Genomic DNA, 17,716 nt, shown 5'->3' with positions numbered 1-17,716 from the left:
ATCAACGCTGTCGACCGCACAGGGCGGCCTTGACCGCCGGCGACGCATGCAGCGCGCCCAGCACGTCGATGGAGGCGATGGTGTCGCGCGCCAGTTCAGGCGTGACGTCGTCGGCGAAAGTGGCCAGGCCCAGCACCCGGATGTGCAGCCGTTCGTTGGCATCTCGGGCGGCTTGCAGGTCGGCGGCACTGAAGTGCTGCAGGCCCAGCACCAGCATCTTGCGGGCCACCACCTGCTTCACCGCGTCGGCATGGGCGCCGATCTGGTTGCGGATGGCGGTGCGGATGAAGTCGCTGCGGTTGCCGTAAAAGCCCTCGGCCACCAGCAGGTCGATCTGGCCCAGGTCGACGAAACCGAGGTTGATGGTGATCTTCTCGGAATCGACCGGTTTGGCCGGGGCGACGGCGGCAAGTGCGGGTTTGGAAGGCATGAGCCATCCTAGCACCATCCATATGGATGGAAGATGGCAATCCCTGGTCAGTCGGAGGGCCAGCCCAGGCACAGGCCGCGCCAGCCGGTCGGCGCCGGTGCGGTGGCCCAGGCGCCCACGAAGCCGGTGCCCAGAGGCAGGTCGCCGATGACGCCGGCGGGCGGCAGCAGGTGCATGGCCGACGCCGGCGGCGGCCGGAAGGCATGGGGCTGGCGCTGCGTGAGCCAAGGCATCTGCAGCCGACGCGGGTCCTCCCGCAGGCCCTGGCCGGTGCACTTGAGCCAGGCCTCCTTGCGGGTCCAGGCCTGCAGCAGGGCACGCGGACGCTGCGCCGGGCGCAGGCGATGCCAGGCCCTGCATTCCTGCGGACCCAGGCAGGCCTCGGCGAGCGCCGTGTCCGCCAGCGAATGGCGCAGCGCTTCCAGGTCCACACCGCAGGCCAGCCCGCGGGTGATCCCCAGCAGCACCGCATCCCCGCTGTGGCTGAGGTTGAAGGCCAGCGCACCGCCGGCCAGCAGCGGCTTGCCGCCCGGGCCGGGCCGGAACCGCAGCCGCTGCGGCGGGCAGTCCAGGTAGGCGCCCAGCACCGCGCGCTGCAGCGCCCGGGCGGCCTGCCAGGCGCGGCGCAGGGCAGGGAACACCAGCCGCGACGCGCGCTGCGCCTCATCGGGCGACAGGCTGTGCAGCGGCAGCGCCAGCCAGGCCGGTGCCGAGGGCAGGTGCAGCCGCCACAGGTGCAGCTGCCCCTCCGCCAGCGGCGGCGGCGCCTGCAGGCGGGCCGGCTCGAAGCGTGCGGCTGGTCCGGTGGGGCTCACCGAGCCGTCAGAACTGCAACGACGAGCCGGGTCGTCAGGGCGCGTCGAGCGGGCGTGAGTGGTTCGTTCACAGGTTCTCAGTCGCCGGCCCGGTGTGGCGGCGCCAGACCTGGCTGCGGCCAAACAGCGAAACGCCCAGGTAGCCCCGCACCGTGAGTCGGCTGCCGTCGTCGGACAGCGTGGCCTTGGCGCGGTAGATGGCGCCGTCCTCGGGATCGAGGATCTGGCCATCGTCCCAGGCGGGACCGCTGCCCTTCAGGCCCCAGAGGAAGCGCAGGCCGATCAGCGGGCGGTCGCGCAGCTCGCCGGGGCAGCGGCCGCAGCGCACGTCGGCGTCGGCGGCTCGGCCGGGCACCGGGTAGCCCTTGACGATGGTGGCCTGCACCTGGCCGCCGACCGTCTCGATGCGCACGAGCGAGTTGAGCCGGCCATCGTCGTCGAACTGCTGCCACAGCCCGTCGACGCCCGAAGCGGCCACCGGACCGGCGGCCAGCCACAGCAGCCCCAGCGCCCGGGCGCGCCAGACACGCCGGCCGCTCACGACCGTGCCTCCGCCGCCCGGGCCACGCGGGCCTGCCACCCGATGAACAGCGGCGCGCCCACCACCTCCAGCACGGTGAAGCCCACGAAAGGCAGGAAGGGCAGGCCCATCAGCGCCAGCGACAGCGCCCGGCCCACGCCGCCGAGGAAGATCATCAGCCACAGCGCCCGGAACATCGCGGTGTGCTGCTCGATGCGCGGCACCAGCCAGAACGCGGCCAGGCCCAGGCCCAGCCACACGCCGCCGTAGAAGCGCAGGTTGCTGTCCAGCGTGGCATCCGGCGGCAGCGCCAGGTTCGCATACAGCGGGTCGTGCACCCCGGTCATGGCCAGCAGCCCGGTGAACGTGGGCACGCAGGCCAGCACGGCGGTGGCGACTTGAAGGGCTCGTCGGGTCATCCTCTCTCCTTACAGGTAATGGACGTACAGCAGCTGCAGGGCGGTGCGATCGGGCGCGGCGCCAAAGCGGCTCCAGGCCGGGCCGCGCTGCTGCTGCCACTGCAGCGACAGGTCGGACTGCTTCAGGCGACGGCGCAGCTCCAGCCAGGCCTGGCGGCCACCATCGCCGGGATCGCGCTGCACGAAGGCCGATGCATCCAGCCCGCGCCATAGCGCATTGCGCCAGACGGCATGCACGAACACGCCCCGGCTCGTGGGGCGCTGCTGCGAGGCCAGGGCCGCCTGCATCAGCCCGCCCCAGCGCGCAGGCTCGTCGCGCGCCAGGCGGCGCAGGGCCGGCCCGTCCAGGGCCGATCCGTCGTGCTGCAGCTCCGCCGTCAGGGTGAGGTCGATCGGCAGCGTCCAGCTGGCGCCCAGCACCGCGCGGTGGCTGAAGTGCCGGCCTGCACGCCGGCCCTCCGCCCGCTCGGCCAGCGAGGGCTGGCGGCCGCCGGCCCATTCCGCATAGGCCACCACCGCATCGCCCCACGCCTGGCTGAGGTTGAGGCCCGCCTGCGGCGCGCCGCCCTCTTCACGGTAGAGCAGCCATTGCGGCTGCACGGTGGGCCGCCACCGGTGGCTGGCCACCAGCAACAGGCGGCCGACGCCGTTGGTGTGCTGCAGCGTGCCCTCCGCGCCCGGCTGCCCGGGACCATGCGGCGAGGCGAGGCGCGGCGACCACATCACCGAAAGCGCACCCTGCGGCCACAGCCGCTGGCCGCGCAGCATCACGCTGCCCAGTCGCTGCGTGCGCCGGCTTTCAGGGTCGGGCGCCGCATCGGCGGCCACCGCGCCAGGCAGGAAGAAGTCGGTCGGATTGGTGCCCAGCGCCGCGCCGGCGCGTTCCACGATACGGCCCAGCTCCCAGGTGTGCCGCGGGTCGGGTGACCACGCGACCAGGGCCTCCTTCAGCTGCCCGCGCGATGCCGACGGGCCGCGGGCGCCGCCCAGCGGCTCGTCGTGTTCCAGGCGCAGCGCGCCCCGCGCCGCCCAGTGCGCGGCCAGTGCATGCGTGGCCGAGGCCTCCACGGCCACGCGGCTGCGGCCGGCATCAGGCCCCGCGCCCTGCGCCTGGCGGGCGGAAAGCTCCAGCCGGGCCTGCCACTCGCGTGCCGGGCCAGGCGACGTGGCGGCCTGTGCATCCGCCAGGTCGAGCGCCGCCTCGGCGGCGGTATCGGCCGGCGCCGGCGCCGGTGCCTGGCCGTGCGCCGGCCCGGCCAGCCCGCCGCACAGCGCGCAGGCCAGCGCGGTCCTGCGGTGCATGCGCCGCCGCATCGTCATTCGGCGCGAAAACGCGGCAGGTGGTCGCGCTGCAGCCAGGCCTCGGGGATGTCGCGCCAGGCGTAGTCGCCGAAGCGCATCACCGTCACCCAGCCGGGGTCCAGCCCGTCGATGATCACCGTCTCGGTCGGGCGCAGCTGCCCAAGCTGCGGCTGGTAGCGGCGGTAGAACGCCGTCTTCAGCAGCCGGTCGCTTTCCGAGAAGAAGCGCGCCTTGATCGGCTGCTGGCTGGCCGCGTCGATCCACAGTTCGATGCGGTGGTAGGTCAGGCCGCTGGCGGCGGCCGCCAGGTTCAGCCGGTGGGCGCGGCGCGGCTGCCGTTCGCCGTCGGTCACCTCTTCTTCCCCCACCAGGCTGGCCCGGTAGTCGTGCGCGAAGTTGGCGGTGGCCACGTCGCCGTTGGCCGCCTGGCCCAGCAGCCGCTGCTCGGGCGATATGCGGATGGTGGCCTTGTTGGCCGGGTCGTGGAACCACAGGTCGGCGCCGTTCTTCAGCATCAACTTGCCGGCATCGCGCGCCGGCGCCATGAAGCGCACCAGCGTGCGGAAGGCGCCGCCGCGCTCGTCCGGCCGTGAATAGATGGCCAGGGTGTTGCCATCCACCTGCTTGCCGCCGCGGTACTCGGTCAGCCCCACGGTGAGCACGAAGGACTGCGCCGGATTGCGGATCAGGTCGCTGGCGGCCAGCAGCTTCTGGGCATCGGGCGCCGGCTGGGCCCATGCGGTGCCGAGGGCGGCCAGGCCGCCGGCGTACAGCAGGAGATGTCTGCGGAGCATGGAAGAGAAGGAGGCAGGTGAATCACACATGGCGCAGCGCATCGACGATGGCCAGCCGTGCCGCGCGGCGGGCAGGCCACCAGGCGGACAGCCCGGCCATGCCGGCCAGCACCGCGAAGGTGGCCAGCATCAGCCGCCATTCGCCCCACACCCGCACGGTGAGCGCCACCGAGTCGATGCGCGCGGGCGGTGTCCAGGACAGGCCGCTGTGGTTCACCGCGGTGGCGATGAGCAGCGCGGCCACCACGCCGATGGCCGAGCCGGCCAGGCCCAGCAGCAGGCCTTCGATGATGAACAGGCGCTGGATGCCGCCCTGGCGCACGCCCATCGAGCGCAGCGTGCCGATCTCGACGGTGCGCTCGATGATGGCCATGCTCATGGTGTTGCCCACCACGAACAGCACGATGGCGCCGATCAGCACGAACACGAAGCCGAAGATGGCCGAGAACATGCGGTTGGTCTGGTCGTAGAACGGGTTGAGCTCGGCAAAGTCCAGGATGGCCAGCCGCTGGTGGCTGAAATGCCGCTGCAGCAGATGGGCCACCCGCTCGCGGGCCCGCGGCAGGTCGGCGGTATGGCGCAGCTGCAGCAGCACCGAGGTGACCTGCGGTGTGTCGTTGCCATACACCAGCTGCTGGGCGCGGACGAGGTGCATGGCCATGTGCACGTCGTCCAGCTCCTTGACGCCCTGCTGCTCGGCCGCGGCCACCCGGAAGCTGCCCACGTTGGGCGCGCCATGGGTATTGGCCGCCAGCACCTCGATACGCAGCGCATCGGCCTGCAGCGCAGGCACGCCCTCGGCCGCAGCCAGGCTGCCCAGGGCCTGCAGGTCGGCTGGCATGCCGGGGGCGGACTCGTCGACCGCCGACGGCGTGGGCCGCGGCAGCGCAGGCGCCGCGGCGCAGTCATCCAGCCGCAGCGGAGCGCACAGCTGCAGCACGCGGGCCACGCCGTGGCCGACCACCACGGCGTCCTCCGGCGTGCCGGCCAGCGGCAGCGGCCGCTGCTGCAGCGGAAAGCCGTAGTCGTTCCACGCGCGCAAGTGGCGCTGCTCGGCCGCCACCATGCCCTGGACCATCACCGTGCGGGACACGCCCGCGGCGAAGTTGCCGGCGATGCCACCGAGCTGCAGCGTGGGCGTCACCACCTCCAGCATCGGCGCCAGCACCTCGTCGGCGCGCAGCAGCGCCATCAGGCGCCCATGCTCGCGGATGCCGTAGGCCGCCGAGTTGCCGCTGCCGAACTGGAAATAGCCCTCGCGCTGGATCTGCAGGTGGCCGCTGCGTTGCACGAAGTCGGTCTGCAGGCCCAGCGTGATGTCGCGGCTGAAGCCGCCGAACAGCAGCACCGCGCACACCCCCACCACCATCGCCAGCAGGGTGGTGATGGAGCGCCGCCGGTTGCGCTGCAGGTTGCGCAGCGCCAGGCGCAGCTGGCCGCCGCCTTCCGTCCGCAGGGGCTTCATGCGGCCACCTCGCGCGGCTGCTGCAGGCCTTGGCCGGTGATGCGGCCGTCCTGGATGTGGACCACCTCGTCGGCCGCAGCCAGCACCCGGGGATCGTGCGACGAGAAGATGAAGGCGATGCGCTTGTCGCGCTGCATGCGCCGCATCAGGCCGATGATGGCTTCACCGGTGCGGCTGTCGAGGTTGGCCGTGGGTTCGTCGGCCAGCACCAGCGCAGGGTTGCGCACCAGCGCGCGCGCGATGGCCACCCGCTGCCGCTGGCCGCCGGACAGCTGGCCCGGCCAGTGGGCCCGCTTGTCGGCCAGCCCCACCTCCTGCAGCAGCGCCATCACGCGCTCGCGCCGCTCGGCCGCCGGCACGCGCGCCAGCAGCAGCGGGTATTCCACGTTCTCGTACACCGAGAGCACCGGCAGCAGGTTGAAGGTCTGGAACACGGTGCCCACGTGCTGGCCGCGGAAGTCGGACAGCGCATCGTCCTGGAGGCGGCCTACGTCGTGCCCGAGCACGGTGATGCGGCCGGTGTCCGGCCGGTCGATGCAGCCGATCAGGTTGAGCAGCGTGGTCTTGCCGCTGCCGGAAGGGCCGCTGAGCACCGTGAAGCGCGGCACCTCGATGCGCAGGCTGACATCGTCCACGCCGGTGACCTGCACGCTGCCCAGCACATAGCTGCGGGTGACGCGCTCGAGCTCCACGACGCTGGCCGGCGCACCCTGCCGCGCGGGTTCCTGCCGAGCCGGAGAAGCGCCGCCTTCGTGCGGCCGGGCGGCGGCGCTCAACGAGCACCCTCCTGCACCGTGGCGGCCGCGCGTGGGGCGGGTGCGGCGGCCACCGGCTGTCCGGGCAGCGACCGGATGAGCCTCTTCAGCGCCAGCCGGTAGCTGAAGTGCTCCAGTTCGATGGCATGCCGCGGCGTGCGGTGGAAATGGATGCCGCCATGCACCGCCGCGCCCCGGCGCAGCCGGCGTTCCACACGCTGCGCCAGCGCCGGGGCCTCGCTGCGCGCACGCAGCAGCCGGGCCAGCAGCTGGGCCTGGTAGTCCATCAAGGGCCAGTTGCCGGTGGAGGTCTGGAACAGGCCAATGAAGAACAGCTCCGGGTGCCGGTCGTCGAACATGTTGAGGTGCAGCCGCGGCGCGTTGCGCGGCCAGGCCAGGTGCTCTGCGGCGATGAAGGGGAAGCTGGTCTGGAAGCCGGTGGCGTACACGATCACGTCCACCTGCTCGCGGCTGCCATCGCTGAACTCCACCTCCTTGCCGCACAGGGCCTTGACGTCGCCCCTGGCCTGCAGGTCGCCATGCCCCAGGTGGTAGAACAGCGTGGAGTTGATGATGAAGTGCGACTCGAACAGCTTGTGGTCGGGCCGGGGCAGGCCATAGGTTTCCGGCTGGCCGGCGGTGCACAGCCGCAGCAGCGGCTTGCCGAACAGGCGCCGGGCCCACAGCGGCATGCGCAGCCGCAGCGGCCATTCCGCCCATTCGTCGGCCGGCAGGCCGAACAGGAACTTGGGCCAGTAGTAGTAGCCGCGCCGCGTGCTGTGGAAGACGGCCGCCGCATGGTGCACCGCCTCCACGGCGATGTCGCAGCCGGAATTGCCCGCGCCCACCACCAGCACCCGCTTGCCGCGCAGCAGCTCCGGCGTCTTGTACTGGGCCGAATGCAGCTGCAGGCCATCGAAGTGGCCGGGGTAGTCGGGCAGCACCGGATGACTGAGGTGACCGTTGGCCACGATCACGCCGCGGTAGCGGCGGCATTCCCCGCCGTCCAGCCGCACGTCCCAGGCGGTGCTGCCGGCCACCGGCTCGATCTCGGTGACGCTGCGGCCGAACTCGACCTGGCCGGTCACATGGAAGTGCCGGGCATAGCTGCGCAGGTAGTCCAGCGCCTGGTCGCCACGCGCATAGGTGGGGTAGTGCGCGGGCATCGGGTAGTCGGTGTACTCCGAAAAGGCCTTGGAGCTGATCATGTGCACCGACCGGTAGACGGCGCTGCAGGGCTTGCCGTAATACCAGGTGCCGCCGATGTCGTCCTCGCGCTCGATCACGTCGCAGGCGATGCCCTGCTCGCGCAGGTTCTTGGCCGAGGTGATGCCGGCGGCGCCGGCCCCGATGATGCAATAGCGGTCGCTGCGATCTTGTCTAGACATGTTGGGCCTGCAGGGTCTGCGGTGCGGTGGCGGTCGCCGCCACGGGCGCGAAGCCGATGCCGTCGATCACCAGCAGCGGCCGGTGGTCCGCGTCGGCCACGATGAAGCGGCCGTCGGCCTGCTGCACGACGGTGTCGGCGGCGGCGGCCGCATCGGCGGCCAGCAGCTCGATGCGCTCGATGCGCAGCAAGGCGGGAACGGTGGCCCCGGCTTCGCCGGCCGGCCAGGCCACGCGCAGCGCGTTCTCCAGGTGCGCCACCGGCAGCCGCAGCTGCGGCGCGTGCGGCATGCTCCACAGGTCGGCCGCGCAGGCAGGCGCCACGCGGCCGCTGCGCAGCACGCCGGGGGCGGGCCGGCGTTCCCAGCGCGCGGCGCGGAACAGGCGGCCGTCCCAGGCCGCGCCCGTCGGCAGCGGCGGCAGCTCCAGCACCCCGTCGCCCTGCGCGGGCGGCACCACGGCCAGCGCAGCCGGCACGCCGGTGGCGGCCTCCCGCGACTCCACCACCAGGCTCAGCAGCTCCAGCCCGGTATCGACGGCCGTGCACCGCAGCTGCACCTGCCAGGCATCGCCCACCCAGCCGCCGCGGGCTTCGGTGCGCAAGGCGGGCAGGCCCTGCGGGCAGGCCAGCGCATGCAGCTGCACCGACACCTGCAGCAGCGCCTGCGGCGCCATCGGCCGCAGCGTCTCGGGCGGCACCCAGTCGGCCACCTGCAGCAGGTAGTCCACCAGCATCGACACCGGCAGCGCCGGCTCGCCCTGCAGGCGGAAGCCGCGGGTCCAGGGCGCCAGGTCGGCATCCAGCCGGCAATCGGTGACGAAGCGCGCATGCGGCAGGAAGCGCTGCGGCTGCCCGCAGTGATGGTGCCGGCCCACCAGCTCGTCGATGTTGGGCAGGTCGAGGATCGGGCTGAAGCCCTGGATCTGCACCGGGGTGAGCGCACGGCCCACCGCGCCCATGAACATCACCTCACCGCTGCGGTCGTCGCCCAGCTCGCGCAGCCAGTGGGCGACGCCATCGACCAGCGCCATTGGCGTGACATAGCGCTGCGTCACCGCGAAGTTGGTGATCATGCCCACGCCGTCCCAGGTGGGCCAGTCCAACGTCTTGACGCAGCATGGCAGCGCGCCACGCTGGGCCCACAGGCCGAGCCGGGCCAGGGCCTCGTTGGCGGCGGCATAGTCGGTCTCGCCGGTCATGCCGCCCCAGCGTCCGGTGAGCGAGCCCACGTTGCAGAACTGCAGCAGCCGCGGCCGGTGCGCCACGGCCGCGGCCAGGGCCGCAAAGCCCGCCACCTTGGTGCGCACCGTGTCGATGAAGTCGTCGGCACGCTTGCCGGCCAGCCGCACCGGCCGGTCCACGCCTGCGTTGTGCACCACCAGCCGCAGCGCATCGCCGATCTCGTCGCACAGCGCCCGCACGGCGGCGGCATCGGTGATGTCGCACACGCGGTAGTGCACCTGCAGGCCCTGCGCCTGCATGTCGTCCAGCGCCTTGCGCAGGGCACGGCGCCGCTCCATGCGGGCCAGCTCGGCGCGGATGACGGCTGGCAGCCGCTCCGGCGTGGCCGCCAGCAGGGCCTGCTTGCCGTAGAGGCGGAAGCCGGCATCGTCCAGCTGCATCCAGGGCTCGCTGCCATCGGCCAGGGGCTCGCGGCCGGTGACCACCACGGTGCAGCCGTGGGCCGCGGCCAGCGCACGCGCGCACAGCAGCCCGATGCCGCGGCCACCGCCGGAGAACAGCACGGTGTCGCCCGGTGCGAGCGCGGGCCGCTGGTCGGCCGGCAGCGCCTGTTGGCGTGCCTTGAGCGTGTAGCGGCGGCCGCCCCGGCGACCGACCTCGAACAGGCCCCAGCGGTACAGCTCGGACACCACATGCCGGTCCAAGTCGGCCGCCTCGTCCGGCGCCAGGTCGAGCACGCGCACGTTGCAGTTGGGCAGTTCCTGCGGCAGCGTCTTGGCCAGGCCGGCCCACAGGCCACCGAGCGGCTGCGGCAGCGCGGTGCCCTCGCCATGGCCCATCTGCCCGTCCATCCAGGTCACGGGCAGGTAGAACAGGCGCGAGGTGTCCTCCTCCCGCACCCAGCTGCCGTAGCAGGCCTGGAGCAGCGCGATGCTGCGCCTCATCGGCGCCTGCCAGGCATCCGCATCGGCCAGGTCGAAGGAAGCCTCCAGCCCCAGGTCCACGATGCCGTCGATGGGCCGGCCGGCGGCCAGCGCGCGGGCGGCGGCCGCCAGGTCGGCACCGGGCTCGGGCGCGAACACGGTGGCGCGGGCGCAGGCCCGGGCCAGGGCGGTGCAGACACGCTCGGCCGTGGCCGGCCGGCCGTTGAGCACGACCACATGCTTGCCCGCGAGCGCCGGCGAGGCCGCGGCCGGCAGCGGGTCGATGGCCGCCGGAAACCAGGTGAAGCGCAGCGCCGGCGGCAGGCCGGAAGCCGGCGCTGCCACCGGCGGCGGCGGCGGCGTAGCGGCCGCCCTGGCCGGCGCCGCATGCGTCGCGCTGGGGCAGGCGCTGGCCGATGCGGTGGGCACCGCTTCGGCCGCCGGCGGCGCAGCACGCTGGCGCTCCCGCGGGCGCAGCAGCAGCTTCAGGCCCTGCACCGGGCGCAGCGAGATGAGCGCGCCGCGCTCGATGGGATGGCCGGGCAGCGAGGCCAGGTCCAGGTGCTGCGCCACGCAGGCCACCACCACCTTCATCTGCAGCAGCGCGGTCTGGAAGCCGATGCACTTGCGCATGCCGCCGCCGAAGGGGAAGTAGGCGAAGGTGTGCTGCGGCCCGGCGCCGGGCGCGAAGTTGTCCGGGTCGAACGCCTCCGGATTGCGCCAGAAGTCCGGGTGGCGGTGGGTGACGTAGGGCGACATGAACACCGACGACTTCGCCGGGATGTGGAAGCCGCCGATCTCGTCGTCCTCCAGCAGGTCGCGGGTGTAGCCCCAGATGGGCGGGTACACCCGCAGCACCTCGTCGACCACCTGGCCCAGGTAGGGCAAGGCGGCCAGGTCGTCGGTGCTCGGCGGCCGTCCGCCGAGCCGGCCATCCAGCTCGTCACGCAGACGGCGCAGCACGGCAGGGTGCTGCGCCAGCGCATGCAGCGCCCAGGCCAGGCCGCTGCCGGTGGTCTCATGGCCGGCGAGGAAGACGGTCATCACCTCGTCGTGCACCTCCTGCTCGGTCATCGGCAGGCCGGTGTCGGGATGGCGCGCGGCCAGCAGCAGCGAGATCACGTCGCTGGGTGCGCTGCGCTCGGCCCGGTGCGCCTGGATGATGCCGGCGATGACGCCGTCGATCGCCCGCCGCGCCGTCTTGATGTGGCGGTTGAAGCGGGTGGGCCAGGCCCGCGGGATGAAGTCGTTGACGTCGCCCTGCGGCATCATGGCCGCGATGCCGAAGCGCACCGCCGGACCCACCTCGCGGGCATGGGCCGAGATGTCGGTGTTGAACACCATCAGGCCCAGCATCGCCAGGCTGAGGTGCATCATCTCCTCCACCACCTCCACCGGCTCGCCGGCCGGCAGCCGGCTCCAGCGCTGCACCAGGCCCATGGCCGCATTGCCGATGGCGTCGGTGTGCTGCTCCACCTGCCGGCGATGGAACAGCGGCTGCACCGCGCGACGGTGGCGCCGCCAGAACTCGCCGTCGGTGGTGAGCAGGCCGTCGCCGAAGAAAATCTTGAAGTTCTCGTAGAAGCGGCCGCGCACGTAGTTGCGCTGGTTGTCCAGCAGCACGTGCTGCACGTTCTCCGGATGCGCCAGCGCATGAGTGAGGAAGGGCCCCAGCCGGTTGCGCACCACGTCGCCATGCTGCAGCCGCAGCTGCATCAGCATGGTGATGGGGTCCTGCTTGTACGCCGCCAGGTTGCCCATCAGCAGGCTGCCGCGCGGGCCGGGCGCGATGCGCCGCGGCGGCTTGCGCGGGCCGCTCATCGCGCCACCCCGCCGGACTGGCGTTCCGCGAGCAGGGCCTCCACCTCGGCCCTGGATACCAGCGCACCGGTGTGGCAGTGCACGTAGCCGATGACCACGCCGGTCACGTCCTTCATCTGCGCCACCATGCGGCCGTCGGGCCGCGTGGCCACGAAGCGGTTGCGCAGCCCGGTGCCCTCCAGCGCGAAGTCCCGCGGCGTGGCATACAGCTCGATGCCGGCATGCCGCGCGCTCAGCTGCAGGTCGTTGCCGGACTCGTACAGGTCGATGCGGCGGATGGCCGCCGGCGCGGCCAGCGGGATGTAGTCGCCAGCCACCAGGTTCAGCACTGCCACCCGCGCCAGCCCGTCCAGCAGGATGGTGGGCACCAGGAACTGCGAGAACACCGCGTCGTCCGACGGCAGCGCCAGCGCGTAGCGGGCGCGCTTGCCGAGCGGCGTGTTGCGGGTGTCGGTGGTGGAGACGAACATGCTCGTCAGCCGCACCGGCGCGCCCTCCAGGTGGTAGGGGTCCGGCACCGGCTGCTCCTCCTGCAGCGGCCAATGCGGCCAGGTGGGCGCCTTCTCGTGGCGCGGCGCCAGCAGCACCTTGATCTCGAAGTGCAGCTTGTCCTTGCGCAGCAGCACGCCCGCGGGCGAATGCACGTCCCCGGTGACATGCACCTGCAGCACCACCAGGTCGCCATCGCGCTGCAGCACCCTGGCGCCAATGCGCTTGGTGCTGGGCCGCGCGGCGTCGTACACCCGCAGGAAGTGGTGGAACACCGCATCCTCGAAGCCCACCACCTGCAGCCCAGGCATCAGCTGCAGCGCCACCTCGGCCGCCAGTTCGGTGACGAAGGTGCCGGGCAGCGTGGCGAAGCCGTTGACCAGGTGGTGCCGCAGGTAGCCGTCGGTCTCGAGGCTGAACACCCGTTCGACCTGCAGGTGCTCGGCACTGCGCTGCAGCTCGCGGCCGATGTAGAAGCGGCCTGGCACCGCAACGCAGGCAGGCGCCTCCTGCGCCGGCTGCGGTGCATCGAAGAAGCCGGGCAGGTGCGCAACGATGGCCTGCCGCTCGGGCTCGCCCAGGTGCACCGAGGCGGCGCAACGCGACTGCAGGCACAGCTCGCGCAGGAAGTGGTGCACGCCCTCCTCGGTGCGCATGCTGGTGAAGAGCCCGCTCTTTTCCAGGAAGGCGCGGGTGACCGGATTGGCGCCCAGGCCCACCGAGCGCCACAGCGTCCAGCCGATGGTGAACTCGTCCAGCCCGAAGCGGGCGCGGCGGTACTGGGCCTGCGTGTTGAGGAAGTCGTTGCCGGCGGCATAGTCGGTCTCGCCCGACTGGCCGGTGAGGCCGATGAACGATCCGAAGTTGCACCAGGCCCGCGGCAGGTGGCCGGCGAAAGCGGCCCGCAGGTTCACCAGGCCGCGCAGCTTGATGTCGCGCACGGCCCGGAAGTCTTCCAGGCTCTTCACCTTGACCGAGGCGGAACGGTTGAGCCCGGCCGCATTCACCAGCAGGTCCACCTGGCCGTGGCACGACAGGATCTGCAGCACCGCGGCCTGCAGCGCCCCGGCATCCAGCACGTCCGCGCGCAGGTAGTGCACCCGGCCTTCGCCGCAATGCTGGCGCATGACCTGCAGGTTGCGGTGGGCGGCGCGCAGCTCCAGCAGCCGGTCGAAGGCCTTGATGATCTGCGGCACCGTCAGGCCGGGCTGGGCCGCCCTCTGCGCACGGATGTACTCGGCGCGGCTGGCGGCGAAGGCCTCGTCGCCGTCGGCCAGTGCCTGCGGCGGCAGGTCGTCCAGGCGGCTGCTGCCGATCAGGTACAGCGTGGGCCGGAAGGTGGCGGCCACGGCCTTCATCAGCTCGGCCGTGATGCCGCGGGCGCCGCCCACGGCCACCACCACCGAGCCGGCATGCAGCTGCAGCGGCGCCTGCTCGGGCGGCGCCGGCAGCACGCCGGGATCGGCCACCACGCGCGGGGTGAGCCGGCGGTCGCCGTCGCGCAGCACCACCGGCAGCAGCTGGCGCGCTGCGCTCTCCCGCTCGGCCTCGGCCACCGCGGGCGCCACGCTGCGCTGCGCGCTCAGCAGCGCCAGCACGCGGGCCTTGGGCATCTCGATGGCCAGCGACTTGGTCAGTCCGGTGAACACGCCCGCATCGGGATGTGCCGCTTGCCCGGCGACCGCGTCCAGCAGCAGGGTGATGAAGGATCCGTCCTCGCCCAGCGCATCGGCGCAGCACTTCACGGCCAGGAAGGCCAGGTCGTGCAGCGGCAGCCGCTGCAGCACGGCCTCGGCACCTGCGTCCGGGCTGTCGGGCAGGGACGAGGCCTGCAGCGAAGTCAGCAGCCGCAGGTGCCGCGCGCCGGCCGGCAGCAACGTGGGCAGCAGGGTCGGCCAGCGGTCGGCCTCGGCGGCCGGCAGCTGATGCCAGCCGGGCCGGGGCGCCGGCAGCGGCGCAGTGCACAGCACGGCGAACTCGGCCGAGGGCGCCACCAGCTGCGCGGCCAGCGCGGCGTCGTCGGTGATGACGACCGCGCCGGGCGGCAGGAACTGCAGCGGACGCGGCCCGGGCTGCCAGGCGGTGGCCTGCCATTCGATGCGATGACGCTGCACGCCCAGCGGCTGGCCATCGGCCGCCTGGTCGGTGCGGTGCAGCGCCTGCGGCAGCCGCGCCGGGTCGGGCTGGGCGGGGGCCGCCGCCGGCTGCGCCGCGCTCACCCGCAGGGCGAAGCGGCCGCGGTCGCCCGGGTTGGGCACCGAGACCACGGCCGACGGCTCGCCACGCACCAGGGCTCTCAACACGGCCAGAGCGCCTTCGGCACCGGCGAAGGTGAGCGGGCGGCCGGCTGCATCGGTGAAGGGCGTCGGCGCCGCACCGCCGGCCAGCGACGCATCCACCTCCACCCGGGCCAGCGGCGCCAGGCCGGCGGACCGCGCGCGCGACGCCGTCATCACCGCGAACAGCACCACCGCCTCGGCCGGCGCGGCGCCGAAGGCCGGCAGCACCTCCTCGGCCGTGTTGCCGTGGATGCCGCCCACCAGCACCATGTCGAACTCATGGCAGCGCAGGTAGCGCGCCGCCACCTGGAAGGCGGCCAGCGTGGACGCATTGCCGGCGTCCACCGTCATGTTGGCGCCATGCAGGTCGTGGTAGTTGGCCACCCGTGCCGGGATCACGTTGGGCATCATCCCGGGGAAGCTGTTCTCGGTGGTGGGCGGCACCAGCGCCTGCGTGCGCTGGCGCAGCGGGCCCAGCAGCCGCCGCACCGCCGGGTCCGCGGCCTGCAGCGCGGTGTCGATGTCGTCCAGGTAGCAGCGGCTGGCGTAAAGCGCGGCATTGCGGGTGGGGCCCATGTGGCCCATCACCACGCCGATGGTGTCGGCATGCGATTGCCAGAAGCCGCTGAGGCGATCGCGCAGCACATGGGCGGCGTCCAGCGACATCAGCTGGCAGCGGTCCAGCGCCCGCAGCACGGCTCCGGGCATGCGCACGCGCTCGAAAGGCGGAAGCGGGTAGCTGTCGCCAAAGCTCGGGGCCGGTGCCGGCCCGTCGCCGCGCAGCCAGGCGGCCACGGCTTCGTCGTCGGCCAGGCCGGGCAGCCGGGCCGACCAGCCGACGATGACCAGCGGCTCCGCCGGTGCCAGCGCACGGGGCGGCAGGGCGGGCAGCTCGGGCCGGTGCTCGGCCACCACGAGGTGACCATTGGTGCCGCCGAAGCCGAAGCCGGACACGGCGGCCATGCGCGCACTGCCGGGCCGCGGCGGCCAGGCCACTGGCGTGGTGGGGATGCGCAGGCTGCAGTCCTCGATGCCGAAGGCGGCCGGCGGCTCGGCGAAGCGGTGCTGCGGCGGGATGACCTGGTGGCGCAAGGCCAGCACCACCTGGATCAGCGACACCACGCCGGCGGCCCAGCCGGTGTGGCCCACCAGGCTCTTGTTGGAGGTGACCTGCACCGGCCGCTGGCGACCGAGGGTCTCTCGCAGGCTCTGGAACTCGGCCAGGTCGCCCGCAGGCGTGCCGGTGGCATGCGCCACCACCCAATCGACCTGCGGCACGGGCTGTGCGGCCTGGGCATAGGCACGGCGGATGGCGATGCCCTGTCCTGCCGAATTGGGCGCATAGATGGCCTTGCCCTTGCCGTCCGACGAGGAGCCGAAGGCCTTGAGCACCGCCAGCACGCGGTCGCCGTCGGCCACGGCGCGGCGCAGCTTCTTCAGCACCACCACGCCGGCACCGTCGGCGAACAGCACGCCGTCGCAGGCCTTGTCCAGCGGCCGCACCTCGCCGCTGCGCGACAGGCCGTGCAGCTTGCTGAACAGCACCGAGCCCCGCGGCGCCAGCGCGAAGGCACCGCCGCACACCGCCACGTCATGCTGGCCGAGCAGCAGGCCCTTGATGCCGATGTCGATGGAATACAGCGACGACGAACAGGCCGTGTCGATCATCATGCATTCGGTGTCGTCGGGCAGCACGCCGCGCATCGCCGCCTGACCCACGCGGTGCGGGAAGTACTCGGCCAGGCCGGCCGCGCCGCGGTGGTAGCGCGCCTGCAGCACCTGCTCCACCTGCGCCAGGCAGCGCGCGCGCTCGTCGGGCGCGGTGCCGTCCTCGTCCAGGATGGCGGACAGCCGCTGGCGCGTGGCGGCCAGCACCATCGCTTCCTCCAGGTGCTGGCTGCCGTCGGCGGTGTAGCCCACCAGGAAGCTGCCGCGGTCGCCGGCACGCCGGTGCACGCCCTCCATCGCGCGCATCAGCGCATGGCGCAGCCACAGCGTGGTGAGTTCGGCCGGCGCGGTGCCGGCGTCGATCTCGGCCTGCAACGCCGGCGCGGGTCGGAAGCCCTCGATGAACACCGAGCGCGACTGGTAGCTCTTGTCCTGCGCCGACGGGTCGGGCGAGTGGAAGGAGCGGTAGTCCCAGCGGTCCGGCGGCACGTTGCCGAACAGCTCGGTGCCTTCCATCAGCACCTTCCAGAACTCGTCCAGCTCGCTGGCGCCCGGCAATGCCAGGCCCATGCCGACGATGGCGATGTCGTCGCTGTCCGGCGGCTCCACGCCCGCCTGCGCGGCGGCTTCGGGCGCCGCAGCGGCTGGCACGGCCGGCAGGCGTCGCGGCGACAGCGCTTCGCTGCACAGGGACAGCCCGCCATCGGCCACCACCACCTGGCCGGTCACCCAGCGCGCGGCATCGCTGGCCAGGAACAGCACCAGGTCGGCCATGTCCTGCGCAGTGGCCAGCCGCTTGAGCGGCGTGGCCGCGATGCTGGACTGTCGGGTGGCCTCGGGGTCGGGGAACATGTCGGCCACCGCACCGTCGATCAACGTGGCCGAGGCAGTGTTCACGCGGATGTTCAGCGGCGCGAACTCCACCGCCAGGTAGCGGGTGAGCGACTCCAGCGCGGCCTTGGAGGTGCCCACCACCAGGTAGTGGGCCGGCACCAGCGTGGCGCCCACCGACGACACGTTGACGATGGCCCCGCCGCCGCTGCGCGCCATCAGGGCCGAGGCCCGGCGGGCGCACCAGAAGGCGCCCTTGAGGTTGGTGTCCAGTGCGCGGTCGAAGTGCTCCTCCGCGATCTCGTGCAGGCCCAGCAGCGCGCCGGAGGCGGCGTTGTTCACCAGGATGTCGAGCCGGCCATGGCGGGCCTCAATCTCGTCGAACATGCGGTCGACCTGCGCCTTCTGCGCCACCGAGGCCCGCATCGCTTCCACGCTGAAGCCCTCGGCCCGCAGTTCGGCCACCGTCTGGCGCGAAGCATCCAGCGAATGGAAGAAGTTGACGATCACGTGGGCGCCGCGTTCTGCAAAGCGCCGGCTGATTGCCTTGCCCACGTTCTTCGCGCCGCCGGTCACCAGCACCAGCTTGCCGGCCAGGTCCTGCTCTGCCATACCACCCTCCCCTTGTTTGTCTTG

Annotated in this window: 11 protein-coding genes; all 11 read right to left on the bottom strand. The window is 72.7% G+C overall.

Annotation, left to right across the window (positions count from 1 at the left end; genetic code table 11):
• Position 1 precedes the first annotated feature (1 nt).
• The 11 genes from LRS14_RS27760 to LRS14_RS27710 all read right to left on the bottom strand — a co-directional run bounded on the left by LRS14_RS27760 (position 2) and on the right by LRS14_RS27710 (position 17,692).
• On the bottom strand, positions 2-430 hold the full coding sequence (locus tag LRS14_RS27760) for a CopG family transcriptional regulator (protein ID WP_257801898.1): 429 nt from the start codon (positions 428-430) through the stop codon (positions 2-4).
• A 47-nt stretch (positions 431-477) separates the two neighbouring features.
• On the bottom strand, positions 478-1,245 hold the full coding sequence (locus LRS14_RS27755; RefSeq protein ID WP_257801897.1) for a 4'-phosphopantetheinyl transferase superfamily protein: 768 nt from the start codon (positions 1,243-1,245) through the stop codon (positions 478-480).
• Positions 1,246-1,312: 67 nt separating this feature from the next.
• Positions 1,313-1,786 (bottom strand): DUF2147 domain-containing protein, encoded by a 474-nt coding sequence (locus tag LRS14_RS27750; RefSeq protein ID WP_257801896.1) that lies wholly within the window; start codon positions 1,784-1,786, stop codon positions 1,313-1,315.
• Entirely contained in the window at positions 1,783-2,184 is a 402-nt protein-coding gene (locus LRS14_RS27745; protein WP_257801895.1) for a DUF4345 domain-containing protein, read from the bottom strand. The genes LRS14_RS27750 and LRS14_RS27745 overlap by 4 nt, the downstream gene beginning before the upstream one ends.
• A 9-nt stretch (positions 2,185-2,193) precedes the next feature.
• On the bottom strand, positions 2,194-3,486 hold the full coding sequence (locus tag LRS14_RS27740) for a hypothetical protein (RefSeq protein ID WP_257801894.1): 1,293 nt from the start codon (positions 3,484-3,486) through the stop codon (positions 2,194-2,196).
• 14 nt (positions 3,487-3,500) lie between these two features.
• Positions 3,501-4,280 (bottom strand): outer membrane lipoprotein-sorting protein, encoded by a 780-nt coding sequence (locus LRS14_RS27735; RefSeq protein WP_257801893.1) that lies wholly within the window; start codon positions 4,278-4,280, stop codon positions 3,501-3,503.
• 22 nt (positions 4,281-4,302) lie between these two features.
• A complete protein-coding gene (locus LRS14_RS27730; protein ID WP_257801892.1) occupies positions 4,303-5,745 on the bottom strand; it encodes an ABC transporter permease in 1,443 nt (480 codons plus the stop codon).
• A complete protein-coding gene (locus tag LRS14_RS27725; protein ID WP_257802236.1) occupies positions 5,742-6,437 on the bottom strand; it encodes an ABC transporter ATP-binding protein in 696 nt (231 codons plus the stop codon). The genes LRS14_RS27730 and LRS14_RS27725 overlap by 4 nt, the downstream gene beginning before the upstream one ends.
• An 80-nt stretch (positions 6,438-6,517) precedes the next feature.
• Entirely contained in the window at positions 6,518-7,888 is a 1,371-nt protein-coding gene (locus LRS14_RS27720) for an NAD(P)/FAD-dependent oxidoreductase (protein WP_257801891.1), read from the bottom strand.
• Positions 7,881-11,813, bottom strand: a complete 3,933-nt coding sequence (locus tag LRS14_RS27715) for a cytochrome P450 (protein ID WP_257801890.1) — start codon at positions 11,811-11,813, stop codon at positions 7,881-7,883. Before LRS14_RS27715 ends, LRS14_RS27720 begins: the two co-directional genes overlap by 8 nt.
• Complete coding sequence (locus tag LRS14_RS27710) at positions 11,810-17,692, bottom strand: SDR family oxidoreductase (RefSeq protein WP_257801889.1); 5,883 nt, start codon at positions 17,690-17,692, stop codon at positions 11,810-11,812. The genes LRS14_RS27715 and LRS14_RS27710 overlap by 4 nt, the downstream gene beginning before the upstream one ends.
• Positions 17,693-17,716 lie beyond the last annotated feature (24 nt).

This window comes from Aquincola sp. J276 (genome assembly GCF_024700035.1).
Taxonomy (GTDB): Bacteria; Pseudomonadota; Gammaproteobacteria; order Burkholderiales; family Burkholderiaceae_C; genus Aquincola; species Aquincola tertiaricarbonis.
The sequence above is the reverse complement of the archived record's forward strand: the minus strand, read 5'-3'. Positions and strand labels throughout refer to the sequence as shown.